The 16,910-nt window shown below is 44.5% G+C and carries 17 protein-coding genes; 3 read left to right on the top strand and 14 right to left on the bottom strand.

The window, feature by feature from the left end:
* Positions 1 to 22: 22 nt before the first annotated feature.
* The gene (locus tag AC23P2_RS01885; RefSeq protein WP_487771615.1) at positions 23 to 1,039 is read right to left on the bottom strand and encodes a BsuBI/PstI family type II restriction endonuclease; all 1,017 of its coding nucleotides are present in this window, start codon (positions 1,037 to 1,039) and stop codon (positions 23 to 25) included.
* Positions 1,023 to 2,045 carry a DNA cytosine methyltransferase gene (locus tag AC23P2_RS01880; protein WP_487771614.1) on the bottom strand — a complete coding sequence of 341 codons (1,023 nt, stop codon included), beginning with the start codon at positions 2,043 to 2,045 and terminating at the stop codon, positions 1,023 to 1,025. The genes AC23P2_RS01885 and AC23P2_RS01880 overlap by 17 nt, the downstream gene beginning before the upstream one ends.
* A 102-nt stretch (positions 2,046 to 2,147) precedes the next feature.
* Between AC23P2_RS01880 and AC23P2_RS01875 the strand changes: the two genes are divergently transcribed.
* Positions 2,148 to 2,603, top strand: a complete 456-nt coding sequence (locus AC23P2_RS01875) for an SRPBCC family protein (RefSeq protein WP_487771613.1) — start codon at positions 2,148 to 2,150, stop codon at positions 2,601 to 2,603.
* On the opposite strand, the gene AC23P2_RS01870 is transcribed toward AC23P2_RS01875, so the two are convergent.
* Positions 2,583 to 3,329 carry an ABC transporter ATP-binding protein gene (locus AC23P2_RS01870; RefSeq protein WP_028524031.1) on the bottom strand — a complete coding sequence of 249 codons (747 nt, stop codon included), beginning with the start codon at positions 3,327 to 3,329 and terminating at the stop codon, positions 2,583 to 2,585. The two genes, AC23P2_RS01875 and AC23P2_RS01870, sit on opposite strands and share 21 nt — an antisense overlap.
* A 17-nt stretch (positions 3,330 to 3,346) precedes the next feature.
* Positions 3,347 to 4,249: a twin-arginine translocase subunit TatC gene (gene tatC / locus AC23P2_RS01865; protein WP_487771612.1), complete on the bottom strand. Its 903-nt coding sequence runs from the start codon at positions 4,247 to 4,249 to the stop codon at positions 3,347 to 3,349.
* A 191-nt stretch (positions 4,250 to 4,440) separates the two neighbouring features.
* Here tatC and AC23P2_RS01860 point away from each other — a divergent pair, with 191 nt between their 5' ends.
* A complete protein-coding gene (locus tag AC23P2_RS01860) occupies positions 4,441 to 4,866 on the top strand; it encodes a hypothetical protein (protein ID WP_028524033.1) in 426 nt (141 codons plus the stop codon).
* The gene (locus AC23P2_RS01855; protein WP_028524034.1) at positions 4,832 to 5,593 is read left to right on the top strand and encodes a phosphoglycerol geranylgeranyltransferase; all 762 of its coding nucleotides are present in this window, start codon (positions 4,832 to 4,834) and stop codon (positions 5,591 to 5,593) included. The genes AC23P2_RS01860 and AC23P2_RS01855 overlap by 35 nt, the downstream gene beginning before the upstream one ends.
* A gap of 78 nt (positions 5,594 to 5,671) precedes the next feature.
* On the opposite strand, the gene AC23P2_RS01850 is transcribed toward AC23P2_RS01855, so the two are convergent.
* The 10 genes from AC23P2_RS01850 to AC23P2_RS01805 form a co-directional block, all read right to left on the bottom strand.
* Positions 5,672 to 6,835, bottom strand: coding sequence for an aldose epimerase family protein (locus AC23P2_RS01850; RefSeq protein WP_487771611.1), 1,164 nt, complete (start codon positions 6,833 to 6,835; stop codon positions 5,672 to 5,674).
* A gap of 160 nt (positions 6,836 to 6,995) precedes the next feature.
* Entirely contained in the window at positions 6,996 to 7,700 is a 705-nt protein-coding gene (locus AC23P2_RS01845) for an L-ribulose-5-phosphate 4-epimerase (RefSeq protein WP_487771610.1), read from the bottom strand.
* A 32-nt stretch (positions 7,701 to 7,732) separates the two neighbouring features.
* Positions 7,733 to 9,217: an L-arabinose isomerase gene (gene araA, locus AC23P2_RS01840; protein WP_122932409.1), complete on the bottom strand. Its 1,485-nt coding sequence runs from the start codon at positions 9,215 to 9,217 to the stop codon at positions 7,733 to 7,735.
* A gap of 1 nt (position 9,218) precedes the next feature.
* Positions 9,219 to 10,397 carry an ATP-binding protein gene (locus AC23P2_RS01835; protein ID WP_487771609.1) on the bottom strand — a complete coding sequence of 393 codons (1,179 nt, stop codon included), beginning with the start codon at positions 10,395 to 10,397 and terminating at the stop codon, positions 9,219 to 9,221.
* 54 nt (positions 10,398 to 10,451) lie between these two features.
* On the bottom strand, positions 10,452 to 12,098 hold the full coding sequence (locus AC23P2_RS01830; protein ID WP_487771608.1) for a ribulokinase: 1,647 nt from the start codon (positions 12,096 to 12,098) through the stop codon (positions 10,452 to 10,454).
* A gap of 36 nt (positions 12,099 to 12,134) precedes the next feature.
* Complete coding sequence (locus AC23P2_RS01825; RefSeq protein ID WP_028524040.1) at positions 12,135 to 12,833, bottom strand: NUDIX hydrolase; 699 nt, start codon at positions 12,831 to 12,833, stop codon at positions 12,135 to 12,137.
* Positions 12,834 to 12,988: 155 nt separating this feature from the next.
* The gene (locus tag AC23P2_RS01820) at positions 12,989 to 13,894 is read right to left on the bottom strand and encodes a patatin-like phospholipase family protein (protein ID WP_487771607.1); all 906 of its coding nucleotides are present in this window, start codon (positions 13,892 to 13,894) and stop codon (positions 12,989 to 12,991) included.
* Positions 13,895 to 13,903: 9 nt separating this feature from the next.
* Entirely contained in the window at positions 13,904 to 14,671 is a 768-nt protein-coding gene (locus AC23P2_RS01815) for a hypothetical protein (RefSeq protein ID WP_487771606.1), read from the bottom strand.
* A 59-nt stretch (positions 14,672 to 14,730) separates the two neighbouring features.
* Complete coding sequence (locus AC23P2_RS01810) at positions 14,731 to 15,621, bottom strand: HBL/NHE enterotoxin family protein (protein ID WP_487771605.1); 891 nt, start codon at positions 15,619 to 15,621, stop codon at positions 14,731 to 14,733.
* A gap of 38 nt (positions 15,622 to 15,659) precedes the next feature.
* Positions 15,660 to 16,727, bottom strand: a complete 1,068-nt coding sequence (locus AC23P2_RS01805; RefSeq protein WP_487771604.1) for an HBL/NHE enterotoxin family protein — start codon at positions 16,725 to 16,727, stop codon at positions 15,660 to 15,662.
* Positions 16,728 to 16,910: the final 183 nt, after the last annotated feature.

Genomic DNA, 16,910 nt, shown 5'->3' with positions numbered 1-16,910 from the left:
TAAGAGGTGGAGCACTACAAAATTACTCTTTGCTATGAGGCCCAAGAAACTTGTCGCCGTTAAAATGGACTAAATGGTCAGGATTATCGGCAATCCAAACTTCTGTTTCCCAGGCTATTTCAGACATAAACTGCTTAAATTTTTGTCGAGACATAAAAGCAGTGATATAAACGATGTCTGCCGTGCAATTTTGGGTCAGTTTTTGAAGCTGTAAAAGACGAATTTCTGAAATAGGCCCAGATGAGTGGACGGCTTCGATTAGATAAAGCCAATTTTTTTTGTTTGAATACGCAATGATATCGGGAAGTTCTTCATGAGAAATCTCAAAGAATTTTAGTCTTGCCAACTTCTCTTTTTCAAGAAAAAGGTATTTGTCGGTGCTATCACCAACATAAAGAAGCTCTGCTCCAAAACCATATCTAGGAAGAAATTCTTCGATTATAGCTTTCTGTAATGTATTATGTTCTCCTGGCGAAAAGGCCAGTTGTTGCCCTGTGGAAAGAGAAACTTCTATTTTGGAGATACGTCTTTCTCGTTTTAATTTTTGAGATAAAGCCTCGTTATTTTTTAGTTGGTTGGCGACTTTTTGTTCCCATTCATCTTGGCCAAAATCTCTTACTAATTCGGCATAGGTCGGGTTGAGTGCGTAGCCACGGGTAGAATCATTGGTTGCTGAATTGGGGCTTGACTGAACGACAATGCCAGCAATCGTAAGCAATTTTAAGTCTTGTCTTCGGATATTGTCGTAGGAACCAGGGCTTATAGTTTCGTTAAAATGCTGATTGAGGTACTGGATAATTTCTCTTGTTTTGAGTGAAAACCCAGTTGTCAAATCTTTAGCTTTAGGTATATCATTGAATGTTTTAATATCTCCAGTTGCTAAAAAAGCAAGGGCCATTCTTTCAAGCCGTCGTGCTGTGCCTTCGATGGGAATTCCAAAAGTTTCGAGAATAAAGAGTGCAGTATTGATAAGTTCTTGAATTGCTCTTGGTTTCTCATTGAAGGTTTTTGAACTAGCAGAACTAATATATTGCTTCATTCTCGAATAATTTTAGTTGTCCAAACTCACTTACAGGTGCATCATTCGCTGCTTTTGTTTTGAGATGTTTTTTGATATTCTTGGCCAAATGAAAGGCAAAGTTAGGGGCGACCGCATTACCTATTTGGTTGAACTGGTGGGTTTCTGTTCCCTGAAACTCAAACCAGTCGGGGAAACTTTGTAATCGTGAAGCTTCTCGGACAGTCAACCTTCTTCTGCGACCGTCGTTTAATCGAACGCGGTGCATATCGCCAGTAGCACCAGCAAGATTTCTACAGGTTAGCGTACGGGCAGGTTTATTGAGATAGAGGTCTCTTGGATTAATACATTTGGACGCTTTTTCATAGTTCGCAACGTATCTGTCCATTGATTCAGTAAAGAATTTAGACTTTTCATCGAATTGATAAGCGAGCGTTCCCAATGCTTCTCCTGCAGTAATAGTTCTCCCAACTGGCGGAGGAAGCTTAATGCTGGTTTTAGCGCCAATAACAATGACCCGTTCCCTGTTTTGAGGAACCTCATAATTAACTGCATTCAAAAGAGCATAGTCAATATGATAGCCTAACCGTTCAAGTTCACCAATGACTTCTTTTAAATACCATTTGTTTTTATATAACATCCCACGGACGTTTTCAAACATAAGAACTTCAGGCTCTAACTGACGAATGGCCGAGAGAAAAATGGGAAAACCATCTCTTGCATCTTTTAACCCAAGTTGTTTCCCGCCGACGCTGAACGGCTGACAAGGGGGGCCACCAATAACAATGTCTGCTTTAGGGTAGGTTGATTCAGGAGTAAGTGCCTCAATAAAACATTCTCCTAGAAGATTTTGATTGTAAGTGTGAGAGGCATTTGCGTCCATTTCGAAGCCAATCGTTTTGAAACCGTTGGCTTCAAAACCCAAAGACAAACCACCGCAACCTGCAAATAGGTCAACTACTGTTTTGTTTAAGTCAGTGTCAATCCAAGGCTGAAGCTTGTTGTTTATCTCATTCCAGTATTCCATTGGGTAAAATTACAAAATTTTTCCTAGTTGCAAGAGTTGGTGATAGTTTGCCAAGAACTCTGAAACTTTAAAACTTTTTGCAGAGCAGGAAGTTTATACTGTATGAAATTACAGATTCAAACGCATGTAAGCCAGCCCTACCAAGTGGTTTGGCAAGGGTTTAATGAGGAACTGTTTCGCAAACTTAGTCCGCCGTTTCCTCCCGTGCGGGTCGTTCGGTTTGATGGTTGCCTGGCGGGCGATATGGTAGTATTAGAACTGAATTTTCTCCTCTTTAAACAGCAATGGATTAGTCGGATTACGGAGCAACAGTCGTCCGAATCGGAGATTTATTTTGTTGATGAGGGAACAAAATTGCCTTTTTTCTTGCGCTTTTGGCGGCATCGCCACCGAATCATCCGTGAAGAATTAGGCGGTACAATCATTGCAGACGAAATTGAATTTAAAACGCCTTTGTGGGTAACCGACTATTTGATGTACCCGTTGTTGTGGGCGCAGTTTGCCTACCGAAAACCCATTTATAAGAAAGCGTTTGCGTTATCTCCCCATCTCTCGTAAACGCTTGCTGGCAAAGACAAACTCGTTGAGCTCTTTAACATCGGCTTGGAGAATGGTGTTGTTGTCGCCTTCCCAAAGTTTATAGCCTTTGTAGAGAAACATTACTTTCTCCCCAATTTCGAGTACAGAATTCATGTCGTGCGTAATGACGACGGTGGTGATGTTGTATTCGTCCGTAATTTCCTTGATCAACTCGTCAATTTTAATCGAGGTGAGTGGGTCAAGACCCGAGTTGGGTTCGTCGCAAAACAAATACTTAGGGTTCATCACAATCGCCCGAGCAATACCGACGCGTTTTTTCATCCCCCCACTAATTTCGGAAGGCATTCGATTAACGGCATGATCGAGACCTACACGAGTAAGGCAAACCATCACGCGGTCGTTTTTCTCGCTTTCGCTCATGTCGGTGAGCATATCGAGCGGAAAACGCACGTTTTGTGCTACTGTTTTAGAATCAAACAGTGCTCCCCCCTGAAACAAAACCCCCATTTCGCGGCGAACTTGTTTTCGTACTTCTTCGTCGCTGTTCCAAAAATCGCGGTCGTTGTAGAGTACTTGGCCGTTGTCGGGGCGAATAAGACCAATCAAGCATTTGAGCAAAACGCTTTTTCCCGTACCACTACCGCCAATGATAAGGCTGGTGTCGCCAGGCTTAAATGTGCCTGAGACACCTCCCAATACCATTCGTCCTTCAAACGATTTTTGTATATCAATAAACTGAATCATTTATGCTATGATTTTCATTAGACATCAGCGTCGGGTGTCCAAGGGTTGTTAAAAGCATCGTCTTCCTCTTGTTTGGCTTCCAGTTCAGCGTCGGCTTTCTTGTTACGCTCTACCCAGGCCGATACAAAAATACTGATTTCGTAAAGCAACGAAAGCGGTAAGGCCACCAATACTTGGCTAAGAACGTCAGGCGAAGGCGTGATGATTGCGGCTAAGATAAGAATCACCACGAAGGCGTGGCGACGGTATTCCCGCATGAAGCGTGGATTGAGAAAACCAATTTTAGAAAGTACAAAAGCGACAACAGGCAATTGGAAAGTAAGACCGCAGGCGAGGGTCAAAATAGAAATTAAACCTACGTACGAGGTAATATCGAATTGGTTTTTGATGCGAGGGTCAAGCTTGAAATTGGCAAGGAAGTTGATGGCCAATGGAGCAACAATGTAATAACCAAAAAGCACTCCTGACATGAACAGAAATGTAACGTAAAATACTGCCCCGCGCGACATTTTGCGCTCAGTAGGTTTCAGACCTGGTTTAATAAAGCGCCAAACTTCCCAGAACGCATACGGAAACGCAAAGAGAAGGCCAATGATAAGCGCCGACATCAAAGCCATCGTAAATTGTCCTGCCATTTCGCGGCTTTGAAGCTCAAAATCAAGTTGGTTGATGCAAAGCCCCTGGGCGCCTGTGAAATCTGCAATTTTACACAACATGCGGTAGGTCCAGAAATCCGAACGAGAGGGGGCCAAGATAATTTTATCGTATATCTCCTCAATAAAAATGAATGCCCCAATGGTAAAAACAATAATTGCACCTACGGCTCGGATAACGTGCCAGCGTAGTTCTTCGAGGTGCTCAATGAACGTCATTTCTGATTCTTCGTGGGTGGGGTTGTCAAATTCTTGATCGAGTGGCATTTTGTTTCAAATAAGGAATGATTGGTAATGTATAGGAACTACAAAGGTACGCGCTTCGACGTGTTTGCATTACAATTTCTTTAAAAATAAGGTTCTGTTTTGGGCATCTAAGAGGTTTTTACGACTTTTGAGAAAGAATTAGCTGATTTTTTTAAGCAGATTTTAATGCTTAACGATAAAATAACCACCCAATGGCATCACTTCCTAAAAATATCCTTTCGTTTGAAGAGCCTTTCGGAGATACCAACAGCCGCAAAACTGAGCTGAAGGAGGTATCGGAAGGGTACCGTAAACTCTTGGAAGAAAAGATGACGGATTTGAAAGATGACGCGGCGCGTGTCGGTAAGCAGGCTTTGGTGATAGGCGGGGCAATTGCGGCGGTTTATTTAGTGCTAGAGCTACTGTTACCAGACGATGAGCCCGAAGTCAAAACCAAACAGCAAGCATCTTTTGCATTGCCCGAACGAACCAACAGCCAACCGTCGTGGTTAGTAAAAACAGCGACTTCGTTGGCGATGACGTGGGCGTTGGATATAGCACGTCAAAAATTAATGGATTTTTTGGCTACACAGCAACAAACGAATGAGGTCAAGAATACGAACGATACTCCAGGATAATCTTCAAGAAAGACGTAAGGCGTTTGCCGTTTTGCTCGATCCCGATAAGGTCGAGTTCTCGTCGTTTCCTTTTTTATTGGCCGAGAGTGTACGTCACGGGGTTGATTTCTTCTTTGTCGGAGGAAGCCTCATTACACGCTATGCTGCCGATGACATCATCAAGGCCATTCACGAGCATACATCCATCCCTGCCATTTTATTTCCTGGGAATAGCCTTCACATTGAGCCTTCGGCCGACGCCATTTTGTTGTTGTCGCTGATTTCGGGACGTAATCCTGAACTTCTCATTGGCCAACACGTAGTGGCAGCTCCCTTGTTGAAACGTAGTCAACTGGAAATATTACCTACGGGGTATATGTTGGTGGAAAGTGGCCGTGCGACGACGGTTTCTTACATCAGCAACACCACGCCTATTCCGCACGATAAACCTAGCGTAGCCGCTTGTACGGCCATGGCAGGGGAATTGTTGGGGCTTCAAGTGATGTACTTAGATGCAGGTAGTGGGGCTCAAAAACCTGTATCGCCCGAGATGATTGCGGCTGTTCGCAAAGCAGTAGATACGCCTATCATTGTGGGAGGAGGAATCAATTCTCCGTCTAAAGCACAAGCCGCCCTCGAAGCAGGTGCCGACGTGATTGTGGTAGGAAATGGCATCGAACAAAATCCCGATTTACTTCCCGAAATTGCTCAACTTGTCAGGGCTTTCAATGATAAAGTAACCGTCTGAAAGTGTTCTTAGCTCACGGATAAAAATAAAAAGTCGGGTTGTAAGCAACCCGACTCACTACTATTTGCCTTTCGTTTTTTACTTCTTCGCCGAAAACGTATAAATCGTTGTTGTTTGGTACGTTTCACCTGGTTTTAGCACAACTGTTGGGAATGCTGATTGGTTAGGTGAATCAGGATAATGCTCGGTTTCGAGGCAGAGGGCAAAGCGCTTTGGATAGTTTGTTCCTTTCTTTCCAGTGATGCTTCCATCCAAGAAATTGCCTGTGTAAAACTGAATCGCAGGTTCGGTCGTCTGAACCTCCATGATACGGCCCGTTGTAGGCTCATATACCGTAGCAGCTAAACTCAGCTCCTTGTCTTTTTTGTTCAACACCCAGCAGTGGTCGTAGCCACCACCGTATTTGATTTGTTGGTCTTTAGGGTCATTGATACGTGCACCAATGGCTGTCGCTTTGGTAAAATCAAATACATTTCCCGCCACAGGTTTTAATTCTCCCGTTGGAATCAATGTTTCATTAACGGGTAAGAAACGGTCGGCGTTCAAGGTCAGCTGGTGATCGAGAATATCACGTTTTGCTCCCGTTAGGTTGAAATACGTGTGGTTGGTCAAGTTCACAACTGTCGCTTTGTCGGTAGTGGCAGTGTAATCAATTTTAAGCGAGTTGTTTTTTTGAAGCGTATAAGTGACAGTTACGTTCAAGTTGCCTGGGTAGCCTTCTTCACCGTCTTTACTTACGTACGAAAGTTTAAGCGCAGGCTCTTCGCCTTCAATCGGTTCGGCTTTCCAAAGAACTTTATCGAAGCCCACTGTACCACCATGAAGGTGATTGACCATGTTGTTGACAGCTAACGTATAGGTTTTTCCATCGAGGGTAAACTTCCCTTTGGCGATACGGTTGCCATAACGACCTACAATTGCGCCAAAATATGGACTTGATTTAAGGTAACCTGCCAAAGAATCATAGCCTAAAACTACATCGTCGAACACACCGCTAGAATCAGGGGCGGTAAGATGGGTAATGATGCCGCCATAATTGGTGATTTTGGCCTCCATCCCATTGGTATTTTTGAGGGTATAAAGCTCGGCAGCTTGCCCGTCGGGAAGTTTACCAAAATCGGTTTTTTCAATTTTGAGCGCTTGCGTTTCGGTGGTTGACTCGCTGCTTTCTGAAGATTTGTTGGAGCAACTTTGGAAAATGACTAGCCCAGCCAAAAGGAGGGGCAAAAAGGTAGATTTCATGGAATAACTGATTAGGGGGTTGAAATAAACTAAACCATTCTTTGGGGGAAATATACTTAGGCTTTAAAGGATTTGTGTGAAAGGGCGGGGTTGTGAGCAACCCCGCTGCACTGATAAGAAAGTAGAAATTCGACACTCTACACTGGATCCTCGACATTCCCTAACATCCTTGTCCGTAATAGGCATTTTTGCCGTGTTTACGTTCATAGTGTTTCATACGGAGTGTATCTTTAATACGAGGAGTGTTGGGGTTGATTTGTAGTGTGAGGTAAGCCATTCGCGCTACTTCTTCTAGCACTGCGGCATTATACACAGACTTTTCCGCGTTTTTTCCCCACGTAAATGGCCCATGATTTTGTAACAAAACCATTTCAACTTCCTTGTGCGAAATTCCTTTGGCCTTGAAGACGTCAAAAATCTGGTTGCCCGTTTCATGTTCATAATCGCCCTCAATCATCGCGTCGGTAAGGACAGGAGCACAAGGGATGTCTTGGTGCGTATGGTCAGCGTGGGTAGTGCCAAAAATGGGAATATCGAGCCCCGCTTGCGCCCAAGCCACGGCATAGGTGCTGTGCGTATGGGTGATTCCGCCGATGTCTTCCCAAGTTTTGTACAACAAAGCGTGCGTTTTTGTATCAGACGACGGGCGCATACTGCCTTCGACGACCTTGGCGTCGTAATCCATGATTACGATGTCTTCTGGACGTAGGTTTTCGTACGGAACTCCGCTTGGTTTGATGGCAAAAACTCCCTTCGAGCGGTCAACGGCGCTTACATTACCAAAGGTAAAAAGCACTAGCCCGAGCTTGGGAAGTTGCATATTGGCTTCAAAACACTCTTCTTTCAGCGATTGGTAAATACTCATACTTGGTGGTGGCTAAAATTCTAACACAAAAACTATTTGTACGCTACTTCACTGAAACGCAGGTCGTTTTTGAGCCCACGAATGGTGGTATTTTTGTCAATGACAACAAGCTCTACTCCTAGCATTTCGGCAAAATCTTCGATGTATTCGGTCGTCAAGTTTTGACTGTAAACTGTGTGGTGAGCACCACCCGCCAAAATCCACGCTTGAAGGCCAACTTCCATGCTTGGTTGTGGTTTCCAAAGAGCGCGAGCCGTTGGAAGTTTTGGGAAAGTTTCGGTTACTTCTACGGCTTCTACTTCGTTGACTAACAGACGGAAACGGTTACCTAAGTCGATCAATGAAACGTTGAGGGCAGGCCCTGCGGCAGCGTTGAATACCAAACGAACGGGGTCTTCTTTGCCACCAATGCCCAACGGATGGACTTCGCATTTGACTTTATTGGCGGCAATACTTGGGCAGATTTCGAGCATGTGCGAGCCGAGTACCATCGGGTTGGCAGGGTCGAAATGGTAGGTATAATCTTCCATAAATGAGTTTCCACCCTTCAAGCCACTCGCCATTACTTTCATAACGCGTACCATGGCTGAGGTTTTCCAGTCGCCTTCGCCACCGTAGCCGTAGCCTGCAGCCATCATGCGCTGCGAGCCAATGCCTGGAAGTTGGCGCATTCCGTGGAGGTCTTCAAAGGTGTTGGTATAAGCGGAAAAACCACCTTCTTCCAAAAATGCTTTGATACCGAGCTCGATACGTGCTGCTTCAAAGACCGACTGACGCATTAAGCCGCCGTTGAGCAACGAAGGCATCATCTCGTAGGTGTCTTCGTATTCTTGAAGAAGGGTAAAAATATCGGCTTCCGAAATCTGATTAATGTACTTCACCAAATCGCCTACTCCGTGGGTATTGACCGAAAATCCAAACTTCATTTCAGCCGCTACTTTGTCGCCGTCTGTTACGGCTACTTGGCGCATGTTGTCCCCAAAACGTACCACTTTCATGGTTTGCATGGTGTATTTAGCGGCGGCAACGCGGCTCCAAATATTGATTTTTTCGAGAACATTCTCCGACTGCCAGTGTCCTACCACCACTTTGCGGTTGAGGCGCATCCGAGTCATAATAAACCCAAACTCACGGTCGCCGTGCGCCGATTGGTTGAGGTTCATGAAATCCATGTCAATGTCGTTGAATGGAATGTCACGGTTAAATTGGGTGTGTAAATGAAGCAAAGGAAGTTGAAGCGCATTGAGGCCATTTATCCACATTTTAGCGGGCGAAAATGTGTGCATCCACGTGATAATACCCACACAGTTGGGAGTGCTGTTAGCTTCTTTGCAAATGGTCAAAATCTCGTCGGGTGTTTTGACGACGGGTTTAAAAACAACTCGTACGGGGATGGTAGGGGAGTCGTTGAAAAAATCGGCAATGATTTGAGAGTGTTCGTCAACTTGACGCAACGTTTCTTCTCCGTATAAATGCTGGCTTCCTGTGACAAACCAGACTTCAAACTGTTTAAGCATATTAGGTAATTAAATTTAATGTTGTTAAATGTTCGATGATTTCGAGGACACTACATACCCTCCATTCTGGTCGATAGAGGTAATTACCCCCTTCGGTGGTGATGATAAAATTGTGCTTGGTTTTTAAATCATTCACAGCTTCTGTCGAGCCACGGGTAAGCGCAGTTGCCGTTGATAATTTAATTTCAATAGAAACCAGCGGCTCGATGCCTTTGACGAGTACCAAATCTATTTCAGCACCACTGACCGTTCGATAAAAGTACGGTTTGACAGAAGCATTGAGGCGGCAACAAATCTGCTCAATGACGTAACCTTCCCACGAATTACCTACAGATAAGTGGTGAGTTAGTGATTGAAAGTCAGATATATCTGCTAGAAAATGGAAGTTACCACTATCTCTAAAATAAAATTTAGGTGACTTCACTAGCCGTTTACTGATATTTACAAACCACGGTTGGAGACGCCGAACAATGAACGCTTGTTCCAAAATATCGAGATACCGAGCAATGGTTCTTTGGTCTAACTGCATTGAATTAGCCAAGTTTGCATAGTTTAGTAATGATCCTTGGATACTCGTTAACATTTTCAACAGTGTGAATAGAACGATTGGATTAGAACTCATTCCTAAGCGTCCTAAGTCACGCTCAACGTATGTTTTGATAAAATTTTGCTGCCAAATTTGCCAAATCATATCGTTAGGGGATAATAAGGCATCTGGGTACCCTCCTCTAAACCAATGTTTTTTTAAGTCAATATGGCTACTATTTACTTCTTGTGCATGAATGGGACTAAGCTCGGCGTAAGCAATTCTTCCTGCAAGTGTTTCTGAGCTTTGGGCTAGAAAATCAGGCGAGGCTGACCTCAATAAAATAAACCTCGCTGCTACTCGGTGTCGATCAATAAGTGACCGTAGCACAGGAAATAAAGGGAGCAACATTTGAACCTCATCTATAATGATGGTTTGATTCTGGTATTGTGACAAAAACCATTCAGGGTCGGTGCTAATCTGTCGAAAAGAGTTAGGCGACTCTAAGTCAAAATAAATAGAGGGTTTTGGAAATGATTCCACCAAATGCTTGACCAATGTTGTTTTCCCAACTTGCCTTGGGCCTACGATTCCCACGGCAGGAAAGTAGCTTAACAGTGTCGAAATATACGCTTCTTGAGTTCTCGCAATCATTTATTTAATTAATTAACCTTGTAAATATTACATTTCAATGTAAGATTTGCAAGGTTAATTTGCCATAGTGCCCTTTTCAACAAACTCGCCAAGTTGGATGTATTTCTGATAAAGCCGTTGATAAACAGAGGATTTGTCGGCATTTGGTTCGTAAAGCGCATCAAAACCCGAGCCCATCGCTTTTTGCGCGTCAAATAGGTTGGCGTGTACCCCCGCCGCTACAGAGGCGTTCATGGCAGCGCCTAAGGCACAGGCTTGGTCCGAACTAGCTACTTTGATGGGCATGTTTAAAACGTCAGAGAGCGTTTGCATTACAAAGGGGGATTTTTTTGCCACACCTCCAATTGCAATTACTTGTTTGATAGGAACGCCTTCGTTGATGAAGCGGTCCACAATGGCCTTGGAACCAAATGCCGTAGCTTCTACAATGGCTTTAAACAACTTGATGGCGCCCGTACCGAGGTTAAGTCCAGAAATTGCGGCCTTGAGCGAGTGGTTAGCGTCGGGGGTACGTCGGCCATTGACCCAATCGAGCGCAACGGGGTCTTTGTCCGTCACGGGTAGTTTTGCTGCTTCTTCGGAAAGGTATGGAATCAGTTTTTGGGCGAGCTCTTCGGCGGCAGCTTCACCTAGTAATGTGCGTACAGGTTCGGTGATGACCCGCTGAAACCACGCGTAATAATCGCCGTAAGCCGACTGACCTGCCTCCATTCCGAGCATTCCTGGGATAATCGAACCATCGACCTGCCCACAAATACCGCGAATCAACAAGTGCCCTATTTCTTCATTGGGAGCGATAAGCATATCACAGGTAGAAGTACCCATTACCCGTACAAAATCATAGGGCTGAATTTCGGCTCCAACGGCTCCCATGTGGCAGTCGAACGCCCCAACGCCAATCACGACGCTGTTAGGAAGACCCAGGCGAGCGGCCCATTCTTCCGAAATTACGCCCATGGCTTGGTCGGAGGTATAAGAGTTTTGGAACAAACGAGCACGTAACCCTTCTAACAGTGGGTCGATGGCTACCAAGAAGTCTTCGGCGGGTAAGCCATCAAACTCATTGTGCCACATTGCTTTATGCCCCGCAGCGCAGCGTGAGCGTTTCATTTCTAACGGATGGGTATTGCCCGTTAGCACGGCCGAAATCCAGTCGCAATGTTCTACCCACGAAAAAGCACGGGCACGTACTTGCTCATCGACGCGGAGGGTACGTAAAATCTTTGCCCAAAACCATTCAGAAGAATAAATACCCCCAACGTATTTGGTGTAATCAATGGGCCAGCGATGCGCTACTTCATTGATTTCCTCGGCTTCGGCGTTGGCCGTATGGTCTTTCCAAAGAATAAACATGCCGTGAGGGTTCTCAGCAAATTCGGGAAGGAGTGAGAGCGGTGTGCCCTGTTCATCGACGGCCACGGGCGTAGAGCCTGTCGTATCAATCGAAATTCCTACAATATTGGCCGCCACTTCGCTTGGAAGTCCTTGTAATGCCCCTTTGATAGACGCCTCAAGCCCTTCAACGTAGTCGAGCGGGTGTTGGCGAAATTGAGATAATTCAGGTTGGCAGTAGAGCCCTTTTTTCCAACGCTCGTAATAATGTACGGCTGTACCCACCGCTTCACCCGTTTGGGTATCCACAACCAAAGCCCGAACCGAATCAGTGCCGTAGTCGAGCCCAATAGTGTATTGATGTTGCATGATATATTTTGTTCTATTTCGTTGAATATTAAATATTTAGGCGGAAGGTTCTGGCATAAAATACCAAAAAGAGTGAAACTTATCTTCGTATTTTTCTTTGTCTAAGCGGTACAAAATGGCTTTTTTGGTCGCTGAGTTTTCATTTTTTTCACCCGTATCTACCAGTAAGCCCGTGGACAAAATCTTACGACTAAAGTTACGTCTGTCCAACTGCATACCGTAAATGGCTTCGTAAAGTTTATGTAACTGGGGAATGGTGAATGTTTCGGGCAGGAGCTCAAAACCAATGGGGTGGAGGGCTGCTTTATAGCGCAGACGCTCAAGGGCATTTTGAACCATTTTTTCGTGGTCAAAAATGAGTTGGGGCATATTTTTTAAACTTACCCAATGGGCATTGTGTGCCCGAACCGACTCTTCGTCGTGGCTGTGGATGTTGATAAGCGCAAAGAAAACAACCGAAATGGTGCGCTCAACAGGATCACGATTGACCTTGCCAAACGTCAGTAGTTGTTCGACATAAATATTATTTAGTCCTGTCAGTTCATGCAAAATCCGTTCAGCTCCTACTTCTAAATCTTCTTCTTGGTTTACAAACCCGCCCATCAATGACCACTTGCCGCGTTCTGGTTCAAAATTACGTTTGATAACTAGCAGTTTGATCTCGTCTCCGTCAAATCCGAAGATGATACAGTCGATGGCAACCAGTAAGCGGGTTGAATGAGGGTATTGGTTCATTCTTCTGAATGTGTCGTTTGGACACAATATTACCCTCTTTTCTATTATTTTTCAAATTATTTTTTTGAATTTATTGATTTAAAAATGCCTAACCTTTTTGGGAATACTTTCCAAAAAGGTTAGGCCAAAAAAGAGGAGCTAAATTAGAGGCAAAATCAGCCTGGAAAAGCTTGCAAAAAGGTTTTGGTGGAGGTATAACCCGAATGGTACAAAGCTTGTACTTGCTGCGGTGTAATGCTAAAATCAGTAGCTGAAATTCCTAAATCGTCGATTTGGATGGTTCTTTTTTCCTCGTAAAGGTCTTTTTGAATCATTAAATCTTGGGAATTTAAAAGTGCTTCAAACAGTGACTTGATGTAGATTTCCAAATGGTCAATGCCGTACGTTAAATCATTCGGGGGAGAGACGTTGTGTAAGTCGGTCAGAAAAAAGCCCAACGTTGTTTGAGGAGAGGTCGAAGAACTGTCAAACGTATCAATGGGATAGTTATACATCACGCCGCCGTCCACATACAGATGGCTGCTGGGGTTAGCGTCAGGAAATTGCCATGCTTTGAAAAACATAGGAATTGACATGGAGGCCCTCACCGCCATCGCGATTTGAACATTGGGCGTTTTTGCTACTGAAAACTCCTGAATTTTTTGCGTGTTTAAGTCCGTTGAAAATACCTTTAATGTAGTTCCAAACTGGGCATACACTTCTTCAAAAGTAATGGCGGGATTGATGTTCTGTTGTTGGAGAAAAACTTTGAACCAATTGTTCAAAAAATAATCGCCTTCATAAGGGCCAAATTTGCTGGCAAGGTCATCCACAAAATTGAAGATACCTCCTTTGTCTTTGAAGTTTTCGTAATTGGTGGAGGCCAAAAACGTATTGAGGGTATCGGAAGAGATGCGGCAAGCTCCTAGGGCAGCCACAATGGAGCCTGCCGACGTACCTGCAAAGCCGTTAATTTGGGAACTGATATTGGCTTCTTCGAGTGCTTTCATGGCACCTACGTAGGCAATGCCTTTGACGCCGCCGCCTTTGAAAACAAGGTGTTGAAATGGAAAAATAGACATAAGGTTGAGTTATTGGTTAACAGTGTTTACAACGTAATTTTTGAAATCGAAAAGTTGGGTATAAGGAACGAGTTTTTGGGTGTTTTTATCGTAGCTGAAAAACAATGCTTTAAAAAACACCCCCGTTTTTTTGCCTTCGACGTTGATTAAATCGTTGCAGTTAGAAGTCAACTGAAACGTGATGCCTTCAATTTTGAGGGTCTGGATCCCGCTCTGGTTTGTGCTATTGTTTTTGGTTTGGAGCGATAGAGAATCAGAATAGACGACGCTCGTAATCACCATAAATAAAACGTTGTCTTGGTTGAGCTTCGCAAATGTTTCGTTTTGCTCGGTTTCGATTTTCTGGAGAAAAAAATACGGTCGATTAAGCCGTACACGGGTGGCATTTTTGAGTTTGAGTTGGGTATTTCGCTCCAGACTTTCTTCCACTTTAGCCGAGAGTAGTTTGATTTTTGGCGTCTCCGAATCAAGTGAGGTCGATAAATTTATATCGGCCGAAATCATCAAAGAATTGATGGAATTATCCACCAGAATATGGCTCGAATCGGGTTGTTGGTGGAATATATACCCCACAAACTTGTCTTTTTGATTGATGTAATATACGTCGCCGACGGTCGCTTGAATGGAATTTAACAGGCCGTAGGGCGATGTATAAGTGGCGATGTCCTTGCAATTAATTGTTCCTGTTACGATGCGCCGACAAGAGCAGAAGGATAGGGTAATAAAAATGACTAAGGCGCATTTTATAATCGCTTGAAGTGGGTAAAGGCGATGCATGGTTGTAGAGGTTTAGGTGGGTTAATACAGTAAAACTCCCCTCATGTGAGGGGAGTTGATTATCTTATAAATGAATTGGCTAGGTTGGCGACTTGCTGCCAATCAGACGAAGCAGCCTGTACCAATGCGGGAGTAAAGGCGTTGTAATCACTGATATTTTCGTCAGAAATTGTCTCCTTTAAGTCCGCATTGAGTGATTCCCAGCCCGTGGCGAGCCCGTTGATGCCTCCCTGAATTTGCCCAAACGAATTTTGGTAAGAAGTGACAACGTGCAACGCATTTTGGGCTTGAGAAGACTGCTGATTGATGTTGTTTAACTCACTGTTGAGTTGGTTCTGTTCATTTCTCAAGCTATCAAGTTGGCCCGTAAGTTTGTACCACAACTCAGAAAATGGGTTGCTGCTTTCTTCGTTGATTTTTCTTTGAACATCATTCATTTGCTGTTCAAGACTTTGCATTTGCGCATTCAGACTGTTGACGGCAGTTTGTAGCTGCGAATTGTCGTTGTTGAGCGCTCGCATGGTGTTATCTACCTGAACCAAGTAATTGGTAAGGGCGCTTTGTGTCGAGTTTACTTGATTTTCTTGCGTTTGAGTAGCGTTTTGCAGCGCCGACAGAAAAAATTGAAATTGGGCGATTTGAGTGGTGTCTCCTTTCGCTATGGCTTCTGCGATGCTGTAAAGCCCATTGAATACACTCTGAAATAAGTCATTAAAACCAACGATACCTTCCAGTGACATCATCACTTGACGAAGGATGTCACTCGTCCATTGATTTGCTACTGCTTTGGCGTTGGATATATCCTGCTGTAAGCTAGGTGCATACGGAGAACTATAAATAGGCATAATTTGAACATTCTGACAGGCAGCATTAATGTTGCCGATGGATGTTCCTGTGGTCTGGACACTGGCCGTAAAACCAGGCGGCGGAGATAATTGGGCATTTATCATGGGAAAAGATGCTACGTCGAGAATTGGGATGAAATGTGTTACGAATGACTGATGTCTTTGACATTAATGGGGATGATACCCATTTGTTGGAAGGCAAGTGCTTGAGCCAATAAACTGGTCCATTCGGGTTGAGCACCTTGAAGCGACTGGGCCAAATTGAGGGTGACAGTAGGGCCTTGTTGGAGTCGATTATAGATGTCTGTTAGGCTTCCCGCAAGTGAGTTCCAACCATCGGAGTACGCCTGAACCGCCAACGCCGCGCCTTTGGCATGGGCTGCCAATAAGTCGGTGTTGAAGGCAAGGTTTTGCACAACGGCATACACGGCTTCATCGTAAAGCAATTGCGTAATGGTGTCCATATAAGCCTGATTCTGAGTGGTTAGGTCAGCTAGCGCGGCGCTGTGCTTATCGGATTCTTTCACAATCCCTTGAATTTCGCCCAGAATCGTATTGAAGCCTTTAGCAGGGTCTTTGTACCAACCCACTAGAATAGCTACGCCGATTTTTAACCCTGCCACCACGCCATATACTCCCCCTGAAGCTACAATTTGGTTGTCGGAATCAATGGCCTGCTGAATCGTAGCAAGTTGTGCCTGAAGCTTAGTAATATCGCCGCCCAGAAGTTGTTTTTGGGCTACTTCTAAGTCAGCATCTAAGTCGGTTTGATTGCTCGCTGATAAGTCGATGAACTGGGTCAAATCCCTAGCCATGCTGTTGCGAGTGGCTGTACCGTTGTTGATGGTAGCAATGAGCTGGTTTATTCCCGTACAAAAATCATGGGTGGCATTGGTGCGGGCGTTGGCATCGGCAGTAGCATCATCAATGAGCTGGGCATCACTGAGCAAATGGGGGTACATTTGGAGAAATTCGTTTGCAAAGCCGATGTCTTGAGCCGATAAGGCGACTAATTCTGGCGTTATCTTGGTTAGGCAAAAAACAGCGTTTTGTTGAACACTTTGTTGATCTTCCGTAAACTCAGGGACTGAGTCAAGCGTGACTTCGGGCTGATTAGAAATAGCTTGACTGTAATTTTGAAGTAGGATGGAGGAGGTGGCAATGTTTGCAGTAGCTATTGCAATCGGAGCCGCTGAAAATGCGTTGGTCATAACGTTGAAAATTGAGTGAAAAAGATAGCGAAATAAATAGCAAGCAAGAGGCTGTCTAAAAAGCCTAGTATGACCAAATTATCTTCGGCTTATGTTTAACCTCACGGCAGCGGCCGACCGTCCCCTAAATCCCCCTCTCCTTTCTGGAGATGGGGACTTTTAGAGCCCTTCTCCAGAAAGGAG

Source organism: Runella sp. R0.1_18, from assembly GCF_057652155.1.
Note: the sequence above shows the minus strand (reverse complement) of the source record. Positions and strands in the feature narration are given on the sequence as shown.

Coding starts and splice junctions, on each gene's coding strand:
- AC23P2_RS01885 (WP_487771615.1), bottom strand. CDS start 1,039: ATGAAGCAATATATTAGTTCTGCTAGTTCAAAAACCTTCAATGAGAAA.
- AC23P2_RS01880 (WP_487771614.1), bottom strand. CDS start 2,045: ATGGAATACTGGAATGAGATAAACAACAAGCTTCAGCCTTGGATTGAC.
- AC23P2_RS01875 (WP_487771613.1), top strand. CDS start 2,148: ATGAAATTACAGATTCAAACGCATGTAAGCCAGCCCTACCAAGTGGTT.
- AC23P2_RS01870 (WP_028524031.1), bottom strand. CDS start 3,329: ATGATTCAGTTTATTGATATACAAAAATCGTTTGAAGGACGAATGGTA.
- tatC (WP_487771612.1), bottom strand. CDS start 4,249: ATGCCACTCGATCAAGAATTTGACAACCCCACCCACGAAGAATCAGAA.
- AC23P2_RS01860 (WP_028524033.1), top strand. CDS start 4,441: ATGGCATCACTTCCTAAAAATATCCTTTCGTTTGAAGAGCCTTTCGGA.
- AC23P2_RS01855 (WP_028524034.1), top strand. CDS start 4,832: ATGAGGTCAAGAATACGAACGATACTCCAGGATAATCTTCAAGAAAGA.
- AC23P2_RS01850 (WP_487771611.1), bottom strand. CDS start 6,835: ATGAAATCTACCTTTTTGCCCCTCCTTTTGGCTGGGCTAGTCATTTTC.
- AC23P2_RS01845 (WP_487771610.1), bottom strand. CDS start 7,700: ATGAGTATTTACCAATCGCTGAAAGAAGAGTGTTTTGAAGCCAATATG.
- araA (WP_122932409.1), bottom strand. CDS start 9,217: ATGCTTAAACAGTTTGAAGTCTGGTTTGTCACAGGAAGCCAGCATTTA.
- AC23P2_RS01835 (WP_487771609.1), bottom strand. CDS start 10,397: ATGATTGCGAGAACTCAAGAAGCGTATATTTCGACACTGTTAAGCTAC.
- AC23P2_RS01830 (WP_487771608.1), bottom strand. CDS start 12,098: ATGCAACATCAATACACTATTGGGCTCGACTACGGCACTGATTCGGTT.
- AC23P2_RS01825 (WP_028524040.1), bottom strand. CDS start 12,833: ATGAACCAATACCCTCATTCAACCCGCTTACTGGTTGCCATCGACTGT.
- AC23P2_RS01820 (WP_487771607.1), bottom strand. CDS start 13,894: ATGTCTATTTTTCCATTTCAACACCTTGTTTTCAAAGGCGGCGGCGTC.
- AC23P2_RS01815 (WP_487771606.1), bottom strand. CDS start 14,671: ATGCATCGCCTTTACCCACTTCAAGCGATTATAAAATGCGCCTTAGTC.
- AC23P2_RS01810 (WP_487771605.1), bottom strand. CDS start 15,621: ATGATAAATGCCCAATTATCTCCGCCGCCTGGTTTTACGGCCAGTGTC.
- AC23P2_RS01805 (WP_487771604.1), bottom strand. CDS start 16,727: ATGACCAACGCATTTTCAGCGGCTCCGATTGCAATAGCTACTGCAAAC.